A 15,922-nucleotide genomic window follows, 5' to 3' on the forward strand; every position below is an offset into this window, starting at 1 on the left:
CTGTGAGTTTTGGCCCTTAACTGCGGGTAGCACCCTGGTTGATTGGCTCAGGAAACATGAGTGGCGCGTCTAACTGGACTATTGACCCATTTACTCTTTGCCTTCAGTATTAGTGCGCCGTGACGGATGGCCCCAGTGCGAGGCCGCTGTTTGTAACGTTCGGTCTGTATACCTTTTTACTGGTATCTGCCGAGATGCAGCAATTGAGAATGCTCTGTACCCGCCCTGTATAAGGCCTGTCTTGGAGTGTTGTTAATTGAGAGTCATTAACCCATCGTAGAAGAACGAGGAATCTATGAAGGTTCTGGTCGCTGTAAAACGAGTAATCGACTACAACGTAAAGGTACGTGTCAAGCCGGATAACACTGGTGTTGATCTCGCCAACGTCAAAATGGCAATGAACCCATTTTGCGAAATCGCTGTTGAAGAAGCGGTTCGCCTGAAAGAAAAGGGCATTGCAACCGAAATTGTCGTGGTTTCCATTGGCCCCAAAGCTTGCCAGGAGCAAATTCGTACTGCTTTGGCGCTGGGCGCTGACCGTGGCATCCACATTGAAGCCGACGAAGAAGTTCAGTCTCTGGATGCAGCCAAACTGCTGAAGGCTGTGGTTGAGAAAGAAGAGCCTAAACTGGTTATTCTTGGTAAGCAGTCCATCGATTCTGATAACAACCAGACAGGCCAGATGCTCGCAGCTCTGACCGGCATGGGGCAGGGTACCTTTGCTTCTGAAGTGGTTGTTGATGGCGAAAAAGTAAATGTTACCCGTGAGGTAGACGGTGGTCTGATGACCGTTTCCCTGAACCTCCCAGCGGTTGTAACTACCGACCTGCGGTTGAACGAGCCGCGTTATGCGTCTCTGCCAAACATCATGAAGGCCAAAAAGAAGCCACTCGATGTCATGAGCCCGGCTGATTTGGGTGTTGAGATTGCGGCGCGCCTGACCACCTTGAAAGTGGAAGCACCGGCTGCCCGTTCAGCAGGTATTAAAGTAGCGGACGTAGCCGAGTTGGTCGATAAACTGAAGAATGAAGCGAAGGTGATCTAAATGAGCATCCTTGTTATTGCTGAACACGACAACAGCAGCCTGACTCCGGCCACCCTGAACGTTGTAGCGGCTGCCAAGGCCATCGGTGGCGATATCGATGTACTGGTTGCTGGCGAAAACTGTGGCGCTGTTGCAGAAGCCGCCGCCAAGGCTGAAGGCGTTGCCAAGGTACTGGTCGCCGATAACGCCGCTTATGGCCACTTCCTGGGTGAGAACTTGGGCGAACTGGTTGCCGAGCTGGGCAAAGGCTACAGCCACATCCTGGCCGCGGCCGGTACCACCGGTAAAGACTTCATGCCCCGCGTTGCGGCGCTGCTGGACGTTGCTCAGGTATCTGACATCATCCGCGTTGAGTCTGAAGACACCTTCGTTCGCCCGATCTACGCCGGTAACGCCATTGCGACGGTAAAGGCGACCGATAGTATCAAGGTTGTCACTGTACGCCCGACAGGATTTGATCCGGTAGAAGCGGACAGTGGTTCTGCATCCGTTGAACAGGTAGATGTTGTAAAAGACGCAGGCCTGTCTTCGTTTGCAGGTGAAGAGAAAGCCAAATCTGATCGCCCTGATCTTGCCAGTGCCGGCATTGTTATCTCCGGTGGCCGCGGCATGCAGAATGGCGAAAACTTCAAGATGTTGGAACAAGTTGCTGATCTGCTGGGCGCTGGTATGGGTGCTTCCCGTGCTGCAGTTGACGCCGGCTTTGTGCCGAACGACATGCAGGTAGGCCAGACCGGTAAGATTGTTGCTCCGCAGCTGTACATTGCAGTTGGTATCTCCGGTGCTATTCAGCACTTGGCGGGCATGTCTGAATCCAAGGTGATCGTTGCGATCAACAAGGATGAAGAAGCGCCTATCTTCCAGGTTGCTGATTACGGCTTGGTAGCGGATCTGTTTGAAGCAGTGCCGCAACTTGAGGAAGAGCTGAAGAAGGTTCTGTAACCTTCTTTCAGGAAACAAAAAAGACACCTTCGGGTGTCTTTTTTGTTGCTGGATCATAAACTGTTTGCATACACCCTTATCCTATCTGCCAACCAGGAAAAACCTCATGACTATCAGCCGGTTCCATGCACTTGCCTGTCCGCTGGACGGGGGCCCTCTTCAGCTAGAAAGGAGCAGTTGGCAGTGTGGTGAGGGCCACAGTTTTGATGTTGCCCGGCAGGGTTATGTGCATCTGTTGCCAGTGCAGAATAAGCGATCTAAAGATCCGGGCGATAACAAGGAAATGGTTGCTGCACGACAGAGGTTTCTGAACTCGGGATATTACCAGCCCATTGCAAAAGCCGTTTGCCAAACTGTCCTTGAGAGCGGCCTTGATCTTGGAGAAATTAGCTGCCTTGATGCCGGGTGTGGAGAGGGGTATTACCTTCGCTGTCTCGCCGACACTGCGCCGGGAGCATTGAGCTTGAGTCTACTCGGCGTGGATATATCCAAGTGGGCGATACTCTCCGCTGCAAAGCAGTTCAAAGCTCCAGCGTGGGTTGTAGGTAGTAACGCAAACCTGCCAGTGCTTGCTGAATCATTGGACCGCATACTCTGCTTGTTTGGCTTTCCTGTGTACCAGGAATTTGCGCGGGTACTGAAATCAGGAGGTGAGGTTATTCAGGTAGATGCAGGGCCAGAGCATCTTGTAGAGCTTCGGCAAATAATCTATCCGGAACTTAAAGTCCCACGACAAGCGAAGCATGCAGCGCCCGAAGGATTTGAGTTTATGGAGGCAAGCGTTGTTCGCTACAACCTGACACTTCCAGATAAAAACTCCATTTTGGACTTGCTGGCCATGACTCCGCATCTCTATCGAGCGAGCGCCGAAGGTATTGCACGAGCGAATGCACTTGAATCACTCACAGTGACTGTAGAAGCGACAGTGAGTCGATTCAAAAAGAGCTGAAACACGGGTTAGACAGCCTACTGATCATCGTCTTGCTTGTTTCTCGAACTTTTTCTGACTAACACTCGTTTCTCAGCTTTTGTAATAATCAGGGCGTCGGCAAGGATGTGAATGGCTTTGTTAGTGGTGCGCACGGCATGATAAACCTGTTTGCTGGCATGATCGTGGGTCTTGCGGGCTTTATAGGCACTTTGCCGGAGTTCTTCATCTTTAGAAAGCCGGTCAACCAGGCTGAAGGTGCTATTGGCGATGGCTCTATGCATTTTTTCCACTGCACTTGCGCTTACAGATACAGTGTCTTCCAAAAGTTTTGCTCGATTACGAACCTCATATAGATCCAGCCGGCGTTTTTGAATAGCACTGTTAGTAAAAATTCGATGCGCATTGAGTTTGCGAAGGAGAGTTCTCGACCGCTGGGCCTGAACAAGCCCATAGCCGAGTGAGGAAGAGGTTATAAGCAATAACACCAATGCAAAGGCCAGCTGAATAGTCACTCCGCAATACTCCTAGCGATACTCAATGTTCAGCTCCACGTCGATTTCACGCTCGACCATCTCTTTCTCAAGCTCTTTCATTACTCCCTGATACACCATTTTCCGGACCATTACGGGTAATTTGTCTGCAAGAACCCTTGCAGAGCGGGATTCTCGCTTTGCCACAGCAATCGGGTTGAGCACTTTAAGCGTAAGAATCAAGTCGGGTTCTTTCTTGAGGTCAGCCGACGGATCAACCTGCAGGGTTTGATCCATCAGGCGGGCGATGATCGTGCGTTGCTCAAAAAACTGCCAGCAAAGAACACCACTGAAAATGGCGAGAAGTAAACTGAGTATCAGAAGGAAAGTAGCCAATTCAAGTCTCCGTGAATTCATCTGATCGTTAGTCAGCAGTGTGCCCTATAGCCCGGGCTGTGCGATTGGCCGTGACGACGTACTCAGTGGTGTCAGTGTGAAGTTAGATCACCGACATAAAACTGCTAAGATCCACTAATAACGAATTCCGGCAAACATTCCGCAAACTCTGTGAACTTTTCATAATGTGCATTCTCCATAAAAAGGACAGGCAATGACCAAATCAGCAGAATCCACCTACGACCTGGTTGTCTTCGGCGCTACCAGCTTCGTTGGCCAGATACTTACGCAATATTTGTTTGATTCTTACGGCGTGACAGGCGAGGTAAAGTGGGCCATTGCCGGCCGTTCGGAATCCAAGCTCAGCACGTTAAAATCCGGTTTGGGAACCGGCGCTGATGGTCTGCCGGTTATACTCGCAGATTCCACCAATGACGCGTCCCTGAAGACAATGTGTGAGCAAACCCGCGTGGTTATCTCTACGGTCGGACCTTACGCTTTATACGGTGAGCCGCTCGTAAAAGCCTGTGTTGAGACAGGCACCGATTATTGCGACTTGACCGGTGAAGTTCAGTGGATTCGCCGTATGGTTGACCGCTACGAAGATCAGGCGAAAGCATCCGGAGCACGAATTGTGCACTGCTGTGGGTTTGATTCCATCCCATCGGACATGGGCGTGTGGTTCCTGCAACAACAGTCAGAGAAAACGTTTGGTGAGACTTGTCAGGATGTGCGCATGCGCGTGAAGGTTGCTAAAGGCGGCCTTTCTGGCGGCACAGTGGCTTCCATGATCAACATAGCCAAAGAAGTTGCGGCGGACCCAAAGCTGCGCAAGGAACTGGCAAATCCATTCTCAATCAGCCCCGCGGGCCATCGTTCAAAGGCGCGCCAGCCAAGCCTGAAAGGCGCTGAGTTCGACAAAACGTTTAAAACATGGCTCGCACCGTTTGTTATGGGTGCTATCAACACTCGCGTAGTACACCGCTCTAACGCTCTGCAAGGTGCTCGTTATGGCACGGAATTTACCTACGATGAAGCCATAATGACAGGTGCGGGTACCAAGGGCCGCCTCACAGCCTACGGTGTTACTGCAGCACTGGCGGGGTTCCTGACGGCATCAGCCATCAAACCAACGCGGTGGTTGGTCGAAAAGTTTGTGCCCCAGCCTGGTGAGGGCCCGAGCCCGGAAGCACAAAAAACAGGGTTTTACGATATTCGCTTTGTAGGGCGTACTCAGGACGGTAAAACCATGATCACCAAGGTGACTGGCGATGCTGATCCTGGCTATGGATCCACCAGCAAGATGCTGGGGCAGGCCGGTATGTGTCTGGCATTCGATGTTCCGGCCGATCAGCCCGGCGGTTTTTTGACGCCCGCTTCAGTACTGAGTGACAAGCTTCTGGAGCGTTTAACCAACAAAGCCGGGCTGTCGTTTGAGGTTGTTGAAACCCGCTAAAAAGCAGGTTCAATTAACCAAGCTGAATCACACGGTCGGTGCCCGGAAGGGCGTCCGGCCCGTGCGCCAGGCTAATCACGGTTCGGCCTTGCAGCCTGGTATCCATCTGCCGGGTAATCTTTTCTCTCGTGGTTGTATCAACCCCGGTAAACGGCTCATCCAGTATCAGCAAAGGGGCAGGGCTCAAAAGCACCCGGGCAAGGGCAACACGACGTGCCTCGCCGCCGGAAAGACGGCTTCCTGAGCTCCCCAGCCAAGTATCAAGCTGGTCCGCCTCTGTATGGAACCGTTCCGCAAGATCCACCATTTCCAGAACACGCCACAGTTGTGCATCGCTTGCATCGGGTGCGCCCAGCAGCAGGTTTGCTCGCAAGGTATCTTCAAACAACACGGTTTTCTGGGTGAGATAAGCAGACGGAAGGCTTGCAAAGGCCCCATTTGAGGGCGCCAGAAGCCCGGAGAAGGCATCTGCAAGGGATGACTTACCGCTTCCTGAATGCCCCAGAATACCCACCCGCTCGCCTGTTTTTACCTGTAGATCAAAGTGGGTAAACAGCGGTGCATGTTCGGGGTGCTTTATTGTCAGACCCTTCGCCAGCAGCGCCGTGTACTCAGGCAGGCTTGCAGCTTCAGCAGTACTATCACCATGGTCGGCATCCCTGCAGTCCCGGTTCAGGCGTGCAGCGGAGGCCTGCGTGGCACCCAGCTTACCGAAGGCCTCGGGCAGCATACTGTACACTTCTGCGAGGCCAAGCAGGGCAATAGGCAACAGAACCAGAACCGGCCCGGAAATGGCGCCAGAACGGAACAGCTCGAAGCCAGCCCAGAGTGCAAACACGGCAGACAGGTTGATCAGCAAATGAGAGCCGGCCTGATGCCAGCCAGTGCGGGAGTCTGCTTTTACCTGATCCGACGAGGCCTGATGCGCCTGGCGCAAAAGCCATGCGCCGTGTTTGCCGGTGCGGCCAGCGGCTGTAAGCTCAGCAAAGCCTTCCAGGTGCTCAACAACTGCCATACGAAGATATTCCTGCTGATCACTCTGGCGCGAAGCAATGTTTACCGTTCGCACGTAAACCGCCAGGGTCGCAAGCACGAAAGCCAATGCGAGTATCAGAGCGATGAAAGCGGCAATCCGGATATCAAAAAGTATCCATGCCAGTCCGAAGATCAGCAAGGTTACGAAAGCCGCCAGGGCTGCGGGTGCAATCAGGCGCAAGTACAGGGTATCCAGCGCATCCACATCGCTGGTGAGCCTGGATAACCATTGGGCCCCGGTCAGTTCGCGCCTTTGGCCGCGTCCGGCGGCGGCAAGCTTCCGGAACAGGGCTACGCGAATATCCGTTAGTAATCTCAGCACGGTATCGTGGTTATACAATCGCTCCACATAGCGGGAAACCGTTCTGGATACCGCAAAAAACCGGATACCACTGCCAGGCACATACAGGTTTATGGTGGCGGGTATACTGGCTGCCAGCAGAATGCCTACGAGCGCGGTTTCAGTGATAAACCAACCGGAAAGCGCAAGCAAGCCAAGCCCGGAGAGCAGGGCGGCCAGCATCAAAAAGGCGCCAACGAAAAGCCTGCCCGGGCGTGCAAAAATCAGCTTCAACCAGGGTTTTAATTCAGACATCTTTGACCTCCCCAGCAGAAACCAGAAGCACACGGTTGGCAAGCGCCAGCAGCGCCTGATGGTGGGTGGAAAAGATCAGTGTTTTGCCAGCTAGCGCAAGCTTGTGCAGGGCTTCCAACACGAAAATCTCACTGTCGCTGTCGAGACCGGCAGTGGGCTCATCGAGAAGAATCACATCATAATCAGCCACAAAAATCCGGGCCAGACTCAAGCGCCGGGCCTGCCCGCCGGACAAACCCTGGCCATCTTCTGAAACCCTGCTGAAAATGCCGTCTTCCCGGCTGTCCAGCAAGGGCCCAAGGCCAACGTTTCGCAGCGCGGTTTCAATGGCTACATCGGAAGCGTCCGGGCTGGTCAGTCGAAGGTTGTCGGCCCAGGTGCCGTGCACAAGAAAGCCGCTCTGCCCCAGCCAGCCAAAGGCAAAACTGCCTGCGGGCCTGCCAAACAGGTGAATGTCGCCGCTGTGTGGCGTCAGAAAGCCTGCCAGAAGATTCAGCAGCGTTGATTTACCGCCTCCTGAAGGGCCCGTGAGTGCAATTACATCACCTTTGTTGACCGCCAGAGATACATCCTTCAGAACCTTGTGATCCGGGCGGAATCCCAGTGATACGGAGTTAACCTCAATCGCATCGTTGTCGGTAATGGATTCACCGATTAAAGGCCTTGCACCAGAATCCTCTGCATCGGTGTTTCTGACGGGGCCTGCGGATTCGTCATCGGCCAGCCTTGCCAGAATCTCCGTACCGGCGCCAAGAGCTTCAGCGCGGTCATGGTAATGCTGGGAGAGCGTGCGCAACGGTTGAAAGAATTCCGGTGCCAGCAGCAGAATCAGTAGTCCAGAGAACAGGGTTAAATCGGCAGAAGGCCCGTAAGTGATGTACCCAAGAAGACCAAAGCCGATATAAATGGCGATAACGGCGATCGCGACAGAAGCAAAGAATTCCAGAACTGCCGATGATAAAAATGCAACGCGCAGGGTTTTCAGGGTGATTTTTCGGTAGTGATCCGAGCGCTGTTGAATCACCTCTGCCGCTTCTTCGGTTTGGCCAAACAGTTGCAGGGTGGTCAGGCCTCGCACCTTGTCCAGAAACTGGCCAGATAACCGGCTTATGGTCTCAAAATGCTGCTGGTTAAGCTTCTCGGCTCCCATGCCGACGAGTGCCATAAAAAAAGGAATCAAAGGGGCTGATAGAAGCAGAAAGATCCCCGCCAGCCAGTCCAGATAGAACACAAGGGCCAGAATCAGCAGAGGAACCACAACGGAAAGCGTCATCTGTGGAAGAAAGCGGGCAAAGTATCCGTGCAGTGCATCAACGTGGTCAATCCACTCCCGCGCCAGGCTGCCCGCAGAGGTTTGCCCCAGTGCCAAAGGGCCGGCATTACGCCAATGCTGATGGATTTGCCGCCGGGCAGTGCGGCGAACCTGCTCGCTACACCTTGCAGCAAGATGAGCTTGAGCGCCCTGAGCTATAGCCCTTACTACAATGGCCAGAATAAGCCCGATAAAGAAAGGCGCCAACGCGGAGGCTGGCGCTTTTTCAATTACTCCGAGGTGAACAATTTGCGCCAGAAAGACCATTTGTATGATGGTTGCGACGCCGGCCAGGGTACCAGCGGCAACCGTACCCTGAATCCAGCGTCGGTTGCCGCTTGTAAGCCCTGACAGCCAGCGCCGGACTGCGCGCTGGTCAAGAGCTGGCTTTGTCACTTAGTGGTAGCCCTCGCCGGCACGTACCTTGCCCCGGAATACCCAGTAGGTCCAGGCGGTGTACACCAGTACGAAAGGAATCACTATCAGCAAACCGATCAGCAGGAACAGCTGCGAGTCGTATGCCGACGCGGCATCCCATAAGGTGTAGTCGGGCGGGATCAGGTAGGGCCAGCGGCTGACAATCAGGCTCAGGTAGGTCGTTATGAACAGCCCCATAGTGGCCACAAAGGGCATACCTTCAAACCGGTTACGTACAGAGCGGAAAATCTGGAAAGCACACAGCAGAGTCAGTGCGGGCAACACCCAGATAATGCTCAGATTGCTGAACCAGCGCTCACGCACCATCTCATCAATAAACGGTGTCCATACGCCAATAATACCGAACACCACCAACACAGCCGCCAACAGGGGCAGGGTGATTTTATACGCCCACTCCTGCAAGCGGCCTTCGGCTTTCATGATTAGCCAGGTAGAGCCCAGCAGCGCATAGCCTGCAAGCAGGCCAAGGCCGGTCAAAACGGTGAATGGGGTAAGCCAGTCCAGAGCGCCCCCTGTGAATACGCCATTGGCAGTTTCATAGCCCTGGATGTAAGTGCCAACGACGACACCTTGGGCGAAGGCGGCCACGGTGGATCCGCCGGCAAACGCCCAGTTCCAGAGATAGCGCGAGGTGCGTGCTTTGAAGCGGAACTCAAAAGCAATGCCACGGAAAATCAGGCCCGCCAGCATCAGGAATACGCCAATGTACAGTGCTGGAAGCACAACGCTGTAGACCAGAGGGAAGGCGCCAAGCAAACCGGCGCCGCCGAGGACCAGCCAGGTTTCGTTACCGTCCCATACTGGCGCGACCGAGTTCATCATAATGTCACGATCCTGCTCCGATGGGGCGAAGGGGAACAGAATGCCCACACCCAGATCGAAGCCGTCCATCAAAACATACATGATGACGCCAAAGCCGATGATAAAGGCCCAGACCAACGCAAGATCAAGCAGTTCCATAATCAGTGTCCTCCCTGTTTGGTTGGCTGTTCATTGGAATCATGGAGTTCAAAGGAGGTATGGGCTGCGGACATTGGCCGCTTCGGGCGCTCAGACTGGGTGTCTGGCTCTTTGTCCGCTCTTTCCATGCCTTCATACAACACCCGCATGAGGTAATACACGCCCGCAGAGAACACCAGTGAGTAAACCACTATGTAGCCAATCAATGTGAACAGCGCCATACCGCCTGTAAGAGATGGGGTAACCGATTCGGCTTGAGTCATCATTCCGTAAACCAGCCAAGGGGCACGGCCAAATTCGGTTACAAACCAGCCAGTCAGTACCGCAATAAAGGGAGTAACGCTCATGAAGCGCATACCCTGCAGGAACCAGCCGGAACGCCAGTAGCGATCACCAGAGCGCAGTACGAGCCCCGTGATAGCGAAAAGAATCATCAGCAGCCCCAACCCAACCATAATCCGGAAGGACCAGAACACAATGGCGACGGGCGGCTGCTCTTCTATTGCGACTTCCTTCAGGCCAGGCAGTTCGCCGTCCCACTCATGGGTCAGGATCAGGCTGGCAAGCCCGGGCACACCAATTTCGAAATGGTTGGTTTGGTTTTCCTGGTCGGGAATGGCGAACAGCAGCAACGGCACGTTGCGGGAGGTTTCCCAGTTACCTTCCATTGCAGCTACTTTTGTTGGCTGATGCTCAAGTGTATTGAGCCCGTGAAAATCACCAATCACCAACTGCGCAGGAGCAATTATCAGCAACAGCCACAGGCACATGGACAGTGCCTTGCGGTTGGCTTCTACTTCCCGTCCCTTGAGCAGATACCAGGCACTGACTCCGGCTACCACGAAGCCACCAGTAAGGAAGGAGGCTGTCACTTTATGGAAAAAACGGAGCTGAAAAGACGGGTTAAAGATCGCCTCACTCCAGGACGTTACATGAAACACACCGTCGCGCAGTTCTGCGCCAGAGGGGGTCTGCATCCAGCTGTTGGCAGAAAGAATCCAGAAGGCTGAAAGGAAAGTACCGGTCGCGACCATAATTGCCGCAAACAGATGCGCACCAGGGGGGACGCGATCACGCCCGAAGAGCAACACCCCAAGAAACGCCGCTTCGAGGAAAAAGGCCGTGATAACTTCATAACTGAGCATGGGGCCGAGGAAGTTGGCAGAAGCCTGGGAGAAATTACTCCAGTTGGTGCCAAATTGGAACGACATCACAATGCCGGAAACCACACCCATCCCGAATACCACGGCAAATACAGTGGTCCAGAAGGAAGACAGCTTCATCCACACCGGATTTTTCGTTTTGTACGAAAGCCCTTCAAGCACGGCGATGTAAGAAGCAAGACCGATGGTGAACACCGGAAAAATGGCGTGAAATGACACGACAAACGCGAACTGGATTCGCGATAGGATAAGAGGATCTAGTTCCATAGGAACCCCCGGTAATGTTTAACGTCACAATAAACGAGCACTGCGCACTCGCTCAGCCGCTGCCTTAGCTTTAATTGTTATATTGTTATTACCAGCAGATAGTGATCATGCTACTGGATATAGTAGCAAAACCGATAGGGCAGATTGTCGCACCCATTGATTAAAAACAAGTACGGTGACCCGCATGAGCTTTTACCAAGAACGCATCCTGCCACATATTATCGACAAAGCCTGCTCCTTAGGCCAAGTAATGAAACTTCGCAGCCAGCTTGTGCCGCGAGCCAAAGGGCGTGTGCTGGAGGTAGGCATGGGCTCAGGCATTAACCTGGAATTCTACAACCCGGGCACTGTTGACATGGTCTACGGCCTGGAACCCTCCGAGGGTATGCGCCGCAAAGCACTGCCAAACTTGAAACGCGCACCTGTCCATGTGGAATGGCTGGGACTGCCGGGTGAGCAAATTCCTCTGCCGGATAACAGTGTAGATACCGTTCTGCTTACATTCACCCTGTGCACCATTCCTGACTGGAATACCGCGCTGCTGCAGATGAAGCGTGTGTTAAAGCCCGGTGGAGAACTCCTTTTTCTTGAGCATGGCGAGTCACCTGATGACAGCACCCGTAAATGGCAAAACCGCATCAATCCAGGCTGGAAAAAATTGGCAGGCGGCTGCCACCTGAACCGTCACATTGCAGACCTTATCCGTCATGCTGGTTTTGAGCTCGAGGAACTGGAAAACCTCTACATTCCCAACTCACCAAAAATAGCTGGCTATATCTACAAGGGGATGGCGCGGAAACCAGAAGCCGGAGGGAATCGCTAACAGGACGTGTTTTGAATTGCGTTATCGCCCATGGCCTTATACAATTCGGCTCCTCAAAACCTCTCCCCGAATGCTCCGGTGGTGAAATAGGTAGACACAAGAGACTTAAAATCTCTCGATCCGTAGGATCGTGCCGGTTCGATTCCGGCCCGGAGCACCAATAAAAAAACAGTCACATATACCTCATGGCAATCCGGCACTCAGGGTTGTGCTTCTTTATACTGCTCGCTTTTGATAGCCTGATAACGTCGTCTAACACTTCACTCAATCAGAATGCACCCCATGCCGCAACTTTCACTGGAACACCTGTCAGCCGAATGGTTTTCGCTAAATAGAAAATTTCCACCGCACACGCAGCAGTTTGTATTGGGGTTTTTCCAGGACAAAGCGAAAACGCTCTCAGATCAATTCTATGAAGCAATGTTAGCCGACCCGGGAGCGTCCAGGTTTTTATCTAATGATGACGTCCAGCAGCGGCTTGGAGCTTCGATGCAACGCTGGCTATCAGGATTGTTTGCCTCATCAGACGAGGAGTCGGTCAAAAGACTTATTGCCGAGCAACAAAAAGTCGGCGAGGTGCATGCACGAATTGATCTCCCGCTTCATATCGTTCTGCGGGGAGCCCGTTGCTTGAAAGAGAGCTTCAGCACGCTTGTTGAAAAATATGCGCTATCCGGCGATCAGCGTGTACAGGCAATTCGTTTGGTGTCAGATACCATTGATCTTGCGATGGAGATTATGGGCCAGGCATATGCGATATCCCATGACCGAAACTCTCGCGCTGAGGAATCCTATCGACTGTTTGCAATCACCCAGAACATATCCAAAGAGAAGGACCAGCAACGTGCAGCTGTGCTTCACTGGGAGAACCAGATGATGTTCAGTCAGGTAGTTGGCAAAAAAGGTTCTGAGTTATCTCGTATTCAGGCTTCCGATTTTGGGCTTTGGTTTCGACATAAAGGTGCACATGCCTTTGAGGGCTCATCGGAATCGACTGCAATTCTTGAGTCAATGGAGCAAATTGACAATGTTCTTTTACCGCTGTTTGGAGCGCAGATTGAGGGTTCTGAGGCCCAAGTTGAGCGCATTTCCTTACTGCATGACGTGCGGGATAAAGTAAGAAGCATACTGTTTAACCTGGACAGTCTTTTCGAGCAGAACAATGAACTGGAATCTGGTCGAGATGTTCTCACACGCCTGCTAAACAGAAAGTTCATGCCAGTCGTTCTTACCAGACAGATTGAACAAGCAACAAAGCAGAACACCTCTTTCGCCGTGGTAACCCTGGATATTGATCATTTCAAGCAAGTTAATGACACCTACGGGCACCAAGCAGGCGATAGTGTTTTGCAACAACTTGCACTTATTCTCCTTAACAACAGTCGATCTGGTGATTACCTTTTCCGGCTGGGCGGTGAAGAGTTTTTGCTCATTGCAGTAGATATGGACGGTAGCCAGATTGAACGGCTTGCAGAAAAGCTTCGCGGGAGAGTGGAGCGCGAAAAACTCCTGCTGCCTAACGGCCACGCGATCAATGTAACCGTCAGTGCAGGCGTAAGCTGTTTTGATGGCCACCCCGATTATCAAAGGTTACTCCGTAAAGCCGATGATGCTCTTTACAAGGCAAAAAGCTCTGGGCGCAACCGTGTAGTGATAGCCTGACTTGCGAAAAAGCAGGTGAGCGAGAAACCCCAGGGTCCAAAATGGTTTACTTGGCCTAAGATATTCAATTTCGCTTGTTACTGCTCAGGCAGCGCTTGAATACGATTGATGTCCCCGGTGGGCACCGCAGGCTCATCTTTAATAATCACGTAAATTCCGCCGGCAATTATCGCGATGGCTATGAGCGCTTTGATCAGGTTGGAGTTAAGCATTGGAACCTCCTGTTTCCGGATTCGTTGGTTCTTGTGCAGAGCCTATGGGCTCAGGCCCGTTATAACAACCCGCCGCTGAACGTTCTACAAAGGTCGCTTCGACAGCCAGAGCATACTACCCGATACTGAGCTCAAATCTGATAGCCCGGTTTCCAGTAAGACAAGGTAGATAACTATGACAAACCTGCTAGCACAACATACCGACGATAACGGCATTACCACGATCACACTGAATCAGCCCGACCGGCGCAACAGCCTTTCCATGGGCATGCTGGATGCCTTAGCTGAGGCGTTAGCGAGTATTGCGAAGGATGAAGCTACGCGGGTGGTGGTTATTGCGGCAGCCGGCAAGGTGTTCTGCGCCGGACACGACCTCAAGGAAATTCGGGATCAACTGGATAGCTACGAGTTCCAGTTGGCCTTGTTCAAGCGGTGCAGTGAGGTAATGCAGCAGGTGGTAAACCTTCCAAAGCCAGTGATTGCGCGTGTGGCCGGCGTTGCAACCGCCGCAGGGTGCCAATTGGTGGCAAGCTGTGACTTGGCTGTGGCAGCCGACTCGGCGCACTTTGCTACACCAGGGGTAAACATTGGTCTGTTTTGTTCAACGCCGATGGTGGCGCTGTCGCGCAATGTGTCTCGCAAGCATGCAATGGAAATGCTTCTCACGGGTGAGATGATCAGTGCAGACCGGGCCGAACAGCTTGGGCTGGTAAACCGGGTGGTTGATGAATCCTTGCTGGATGAAACGGTATATACAATGGCCCGCACCATTGCTGAGAAATCGGGGCACACGTTGAAGATAGGTAAGGGGGCATTCTACAAACAGCTGGAGATGCCACTGGATAAAGCCTATGACTATACGGCCAAGGTTATGGCAGAAAATCTGCTTGCAGATGATGCTCATGAAGGCATCTGTGCATTTCTGGATAAGCGCAAGCCAGAGTGGAAAGACAGCTAACGGCTACTGCAGTTATGCTCTCCAACCTTGAGGCGGTTCCCGATCTCAATGCCATTCGCCTCAAAGAAGCCGGCATTCATTTCTACCGCAGAAGTGAATTCAACCTCGGCGGGATAACTGGGACACCGCGCACCGCTGGATGAATCGCAGGGCTCCATTTGCTTTATGTTGCCAATCACGCCTTGCCCATTCAGGTAAGCGATATCCAGCGGGATAAGAGTCTGATACATCCAGAACCCGTGGTCCGGGCTCTGCGGCTTCTGATACACAAATAACATTCCGGAACTGGCGGGCAGGAACTCTCTGCCCATCAAGCCTTTGCGGCGCTCTTCAGGTGCCTGTGCCAACTCCAGGCTTACATGGACTGTGCCGGAATCCGTTTCGAAGCATGCGTTGATAACCGGCAGTGCTGCTGAGGGGGCAGCCGAACCTGCCCCCCAGCAGCCAACCAGCATGGCTGCCGCACCCACCAAAGCCACATGGCTTTTCATCAGGAGCGCAACCGGTAGCCGGTTTTAAAGATCCACCATATGCCTGCCAAACACGCTGTCAGAAAAAGCAGCGTCATGGCAACACTGATACCTATGTGCACATCAGAAACGCCATAAAATGCCCATCGAAAGCCACTTATGAGGTAAACCACCGGATTGAAAAAGCTGATGGTTTGCCAGACCTCCGGGAGCATATCGATGGAGTAAAAAGTGCCCCCAAGAAAGGTCAGTGGTGTGACGATCATCATGGGAACAATCTGAAGCTTTTCAAAACCGTCTGCCCATATGCCAATGATAAAGCCAAACAGACTGAAGGTTACCGCAGTCAGTATGAGAAAGGAGAGCATCCAGAAGGGGTGCAATATGCTGTAGTCCACAAATAGCCGGGCGGTCACAAGAATAATCAAACCAAGAATGACGGACTTGGTAGCCGCCGCACCCACGTAACCCAACACCACTTCCACGTAGGACACAGGAGCGGAGAGCACCTCGTAGATTGTGCCCGAGAACTTCGGCATGTAAATACCGAACGAAGCGTTTGAGATGCTCTGCATAAGCAGCGACAGCATCACCAGCCCGGGAATGATGTAAGCACCGTAGGCTATGTTGTCTATATCGCCCATGCGGGAGCCAATGGCAGAGCCGAAAACCACAAAGTAAAGACAGGTGGATATCACCGGCGAGAGCACGCTTTGCATCAGAGTGCGGCGCATGCGCGACATTTCGAAATAGTAGATGGCTTTAACACCGTAAAAATTCATGCTTT

16 protein-coding genes and 1 tRNA gene are annotated in these 15,922 nt (G+C 52.8%); 8 read left to right on the forward strand and 9 right to left on the reverse strand.

The features are described from left to right. Nucleotides 1–295 precede the first annotated feature (295 nt). The 3 genes from CDH47_RS14515 to CDH47_RS14525 all read left to right on the forward strand — a co-directional run bounded on the left by CDH47_RS14515 (nt 296) and on the right by CDH47_RS14525 (nt 2,936). Entirely contained in the window at nt 296–1,045 is a 750-nt protein-coding gene (locus CDH47_RS14515) for an electron transfer flavoprotein subunit beta/FixA family protein (RefSeq protein ID WP_100640637.1), read from the forward strand. Next, the gene (locus CDH47_RS14520; RefSeq protein WP_100640639.1) at nt 1,046–1,987 is read left to right on the forward strand and encodes an electron transfer flavoprotein subunit alpha/FixB family protein; all 942 of its coding nucleotides are present in this window, start codon (nt 1,046–1,048) and stop codon (nt 1,985–1,987) included. Nucleotides 1,988–2,093: 106 nt separating this feature from the next. Beyond that, a complete protein-coding gene (locus CDH47_RS14525) occupies nt 2,094–2,936 on the forward strand; it encodes a putative RNA methyltransferase (protein ID WP_100640641.1) in 843 nt (280 codons plus the stop codon). Between the two features lie 17 nt (nt 2,937–2,953). On the opposite strand, the gene CDH47_RS14530 is transcribed toward CDH47_RS14525, so the two are convergent. Both CDH47_RS14530 and CDH47_RS14535 read right to left on the reverse strand, forming a co-directional pair. Then, nucleotides 2,954–3,430 (reverse strand): hypothetical protein, encoded by a 477-nt coding sequence (locus CDH47_RS14530; RefSeq protein ID WP_100640643.1) that lies wholly within the window; start codon nt 3,428–3,430, stop codon nt 2,954–2,956. Nucleotides 3,431–3,442: 12 nt separating this feature from the next. Beyond that, on the reverse strand, nt 3,443–3,784 hold the full coding sequence (locus tag CDH47_RS14535) for a hypothetical protein (protein ID WP_100640645.1): 342 nt from the start codon (nt 3,782–3,784) through the stop codon (nt 3,443–3,445). 214 nt (nt 3,785–3,998) lie between these two features. Between CDH47_RS14535 and CDH47_RS14540 the strand changes: the two genes are divergently transcribed. Continuing rightward, entirely contained in the window at nt 3,999–5,240 is a 1,242-nt protein-coding gene (locus tag CDH47_RS14540) for a saccharopine dehydrogenase family protein (RefSeq protein ID WP_100640647.1), read from the forward strand. Between the two features lie 13 nt (nt 5,241–5,253). On the opposite strand, the gene cydC is transcribed toward CDH47_RS14540, so the two are convergent. From cydC to CDH47_RS14560, 4 genes are read right to left on the reverse strand one after another with little or no spacing between them, the layout of a single operon-like run. Beyond that, complete coding sequence (cydC, locus tag CDH47_RS14545) at nt 5,254–6,870, reverse strand: thiol reductant ABC exporter subunit CydC (RefSeq protein WP_100640649.1); 1,617 nt, start codon at nt 6,868–6,870, stop codon at nt 5,254–5,256. After that, a complete protein-coding gene (gene cydD / locus CDH47_RS14550; RefSeq protein WP_100640650.1) occupies nt 6,863–8,578 on the reverse strand; it encodes a thiol reductant ABC exporter subunit CydD in 1,716 nt (571 codons plus the stop codon). The genes cydC and cydD overlap by 8 nt, the downstream gene beginning before the upstream one ends. After that, on the reverse strand, nt 8,579–9,580 hold the full coding sequence (cydB, locus tag CDH47_RS14555) for a cytochrome d ubiquinol oxidase subunit II (RefSeq protein WP_100640652.1): 1,002 nt from the start codon (nt 9,578–9,580) through the stop codon (nt 8,579–8,581). 2 nt (nt 9,581–9,582) lie between these two features. Then, nucleotides 9,583–11,010 carry a cytochrome ubiquinol oxidase subunit I gene (locus tag CDH47_RS14560; RefSeq protein ID WP_100640654.1) on the reverse strand — a complete coding sequence of 476 codons (1,428 nt, stop codon included), beginning with the start codon at nt 11,008–11,010 and terminating at the stop codon, nt 9,583–9,585. 184 nt (nt 11,011–11,194) lie between these two features. On the opposite strand from CDH47_RS14560, the gene CDH47_RS14565 reads away from it, so the two are divergent. From CDH47_RS14565 to CDH47_RS14575, 3 genes are all read left to right on the forward strand, one after another. Then, a complete protein-coding gene (locus CDH47_RS14565; RefSeq protein WP_100640655.1) occupies nt 11,195–11,833 on the forward strand; it encodes a class I SAM-dependent methyltransferase in 639 nt (212 codons plus the stop codon). 72 nt (nt 11,834–11,905) lie between these two features. After that, a tRNA-Leu gene (locus CDH47_RS14570) sits at nt 11,906–11,993 on the forward strand. Nucleotides 11,994–12,115: 122 nt separating this feature from the next. After that, entirely contained in the window at nt 12,116–13,495 is a 1,380-nt protein-coding gene (locus CDH47_RS14575) for a diguanylate cyclase (protein ID WP_161494493.1), read from the forward strand. A gap of 77 nt (nt 13,496–13,572) precedes the next feature. Here the strand turns inward: CDH47_RS14575 and CDH47_RS17795 are convergent, their stop codons facing one another. Next, on the reverse strand, nt 13,573–13,707 hold the full coding sequence (locus tag CDH47_RS17795) for a hypothetical protein (RefSeq protein ID WP_275667857.1): 135 nt from the start codon (nt 13,705–13,707) through the stop codon (nt 13,573–13,575). 175 nt (nt 13,708–13,882) lie between these two features. Here CDH47_RS17795 and CDH47_RS14580 point away from each other — a divergent pair, with 175 nt between their 5' ends. After that, a complete protein-coding gene (locus CDH47_RS14580; RefSeq protein ID WP_100640659.1) occupies nt 13,883–14,665 on the forward strand; it encodes an enoyl-CoA hydratase in 783 nt (260 codons plus the stop codon). On the opposite strand, the gene CDH47_RS14585 is transcribed toward CDH47_RS14580, so the two are convergent. Both CDH47_RS14585 and CDH47_RS14590 read right to left on the reverse strand, forming a co-directional pair. Next, a complete protein-coding gene (locus CDH47_RS14585) occupies nt 14,662–15,156 on the reverse strand; it encodes a DUF192 domain-containing protein (RefSeq protein ID WP_239985811.1) in 495 nt (164 codons plus the stop codon). The two genes, CDH47_RS14580 and CDH47_RS14585, sit on opposite strands and share 4 nt — an antisense overlap. Further along, nucleotides 15,156–15,917, reverse strand: coding sequence for an ABC transporter permease (locus CDH47_RS14590; RefSeq protein ID WP_100640661.1), 762 nt, complete (start codon nt 15,915–15,917; stop codon nt 15,156–15,158). Before CDH47_RS14590 ends, CDH47_RS14585 begins: the two co-directional genes overlap by 1 nt. Between the last annotated feature and the right edge of the window lie 5 nt (nt 15,918–15,922).

Origin of the sequence: Marinobacter salexigens (assembly GCF_002806945.1) — a bacterium.
Lineage (GTDB): Bacteria > Pseudomonadota > Gammaproteobacteria > Pseudomonadales > Oleiphilaceae > Marinobacter > Marinobacter salexigens.

What these genes read in the sequence shown, in the direction of transcription:
- CDH47_RS14585 (WP_239985811.1), bottom strand. Translation starts at nt 15,156, where the DNA reads ATGAAAAGCCATGTGGCTTTGGTGGGTGCGGCAGCCATGCTGGTTGGC.
- CDH47_RS14590 (WP_100640661.1), bottom strand. Translation starts at nt 15,917, where the DNA reads ATGAATTTTTACGGTGTTAAAGCCATCTACTATTTCGAAATGTCGCGC.
- CDH47_RS17795 (WP_275667857.1), bottom strand. Translation starts at nt 13,707, where the DNA reads ATGCTTAACTCCAACCTGATCAAAGCGCTCATAGCCATCGCGATAATT.
- CDH47_RS14520 (WP_100640639.1), top strand. Translation starts at nt 1,046, where the DNA reads ATGAGCATCCTTGTTATTGCTGAACACGACAACAGCAGCCTGACTCCG.
- cydB (WP_100640652.1), bottom strand. Translation starts at nt 9,580, where the DNA reads ATGGAACTGCTTGATCTTGCGTTGGTCTGGGCCTTTATCATCGGCTTT.
- CDH47_RS14560 (WP_100640654.1), bottom strand. Translation starts at nt 11,010, where the DNA reads ATGGAACTAGATCCTCTTATCCTATCGCGAATCCAGTTCGCGTTTGTC.
- CDH47_RS14515 (WP_100640637.1), top strand. Translation starts at nt 296, where the DNA reads ATGAAGGTTCTGGTCGCTGTAAAACGAGTAATCGACTACAACGTAAAG.
- CDH47_RS14565 (WP_100640655.1), top strand. Translation starts at nt 11,195, where the DNA reads ATGAGCTTTTACCAAGAACGCATCCTGCCACATATTATCGACAAAGCC.
- cydC (WP_100640649.1), bottom strand. Translation starts at nt 6,870, where the DNA reads ATGTCTGAATTAAAACCCTGGTTGAAGCTGATTTTTGCACGCCCGGGC.
- CDH47_RS14575 (WP_161494493.1), top strand. Translation starts at nt 12,116, where the DNA reads ATGCCGCAACTTTCACTGGAACACCTGTCAGCCGAATGGTTTTCGCTA.
- CDH47_RS14540 (WP_100640647.1), top strand. Translation starts at nt 3,999, where the DNA reads ATGACCAAATCAGCAGAATCCACCTACGACCTGGTTGTCTTCGGCGCT.
- CDH47_RS14525 (WP_100640641.1), top strand. Translation starts at nt 2,094, where the DNA reads ATGACTATCAGCCGGTTCCATGCACTTGCCTGTCCGCTGGACGGGGGC.
- CDH47_RS14580 (WP_100640659.1), top strand. Translation starts at nt 13,883, where the DNA reads ATGACAAACCTGCTAGCACAACATACCGACGATAACGGCATTACCACG.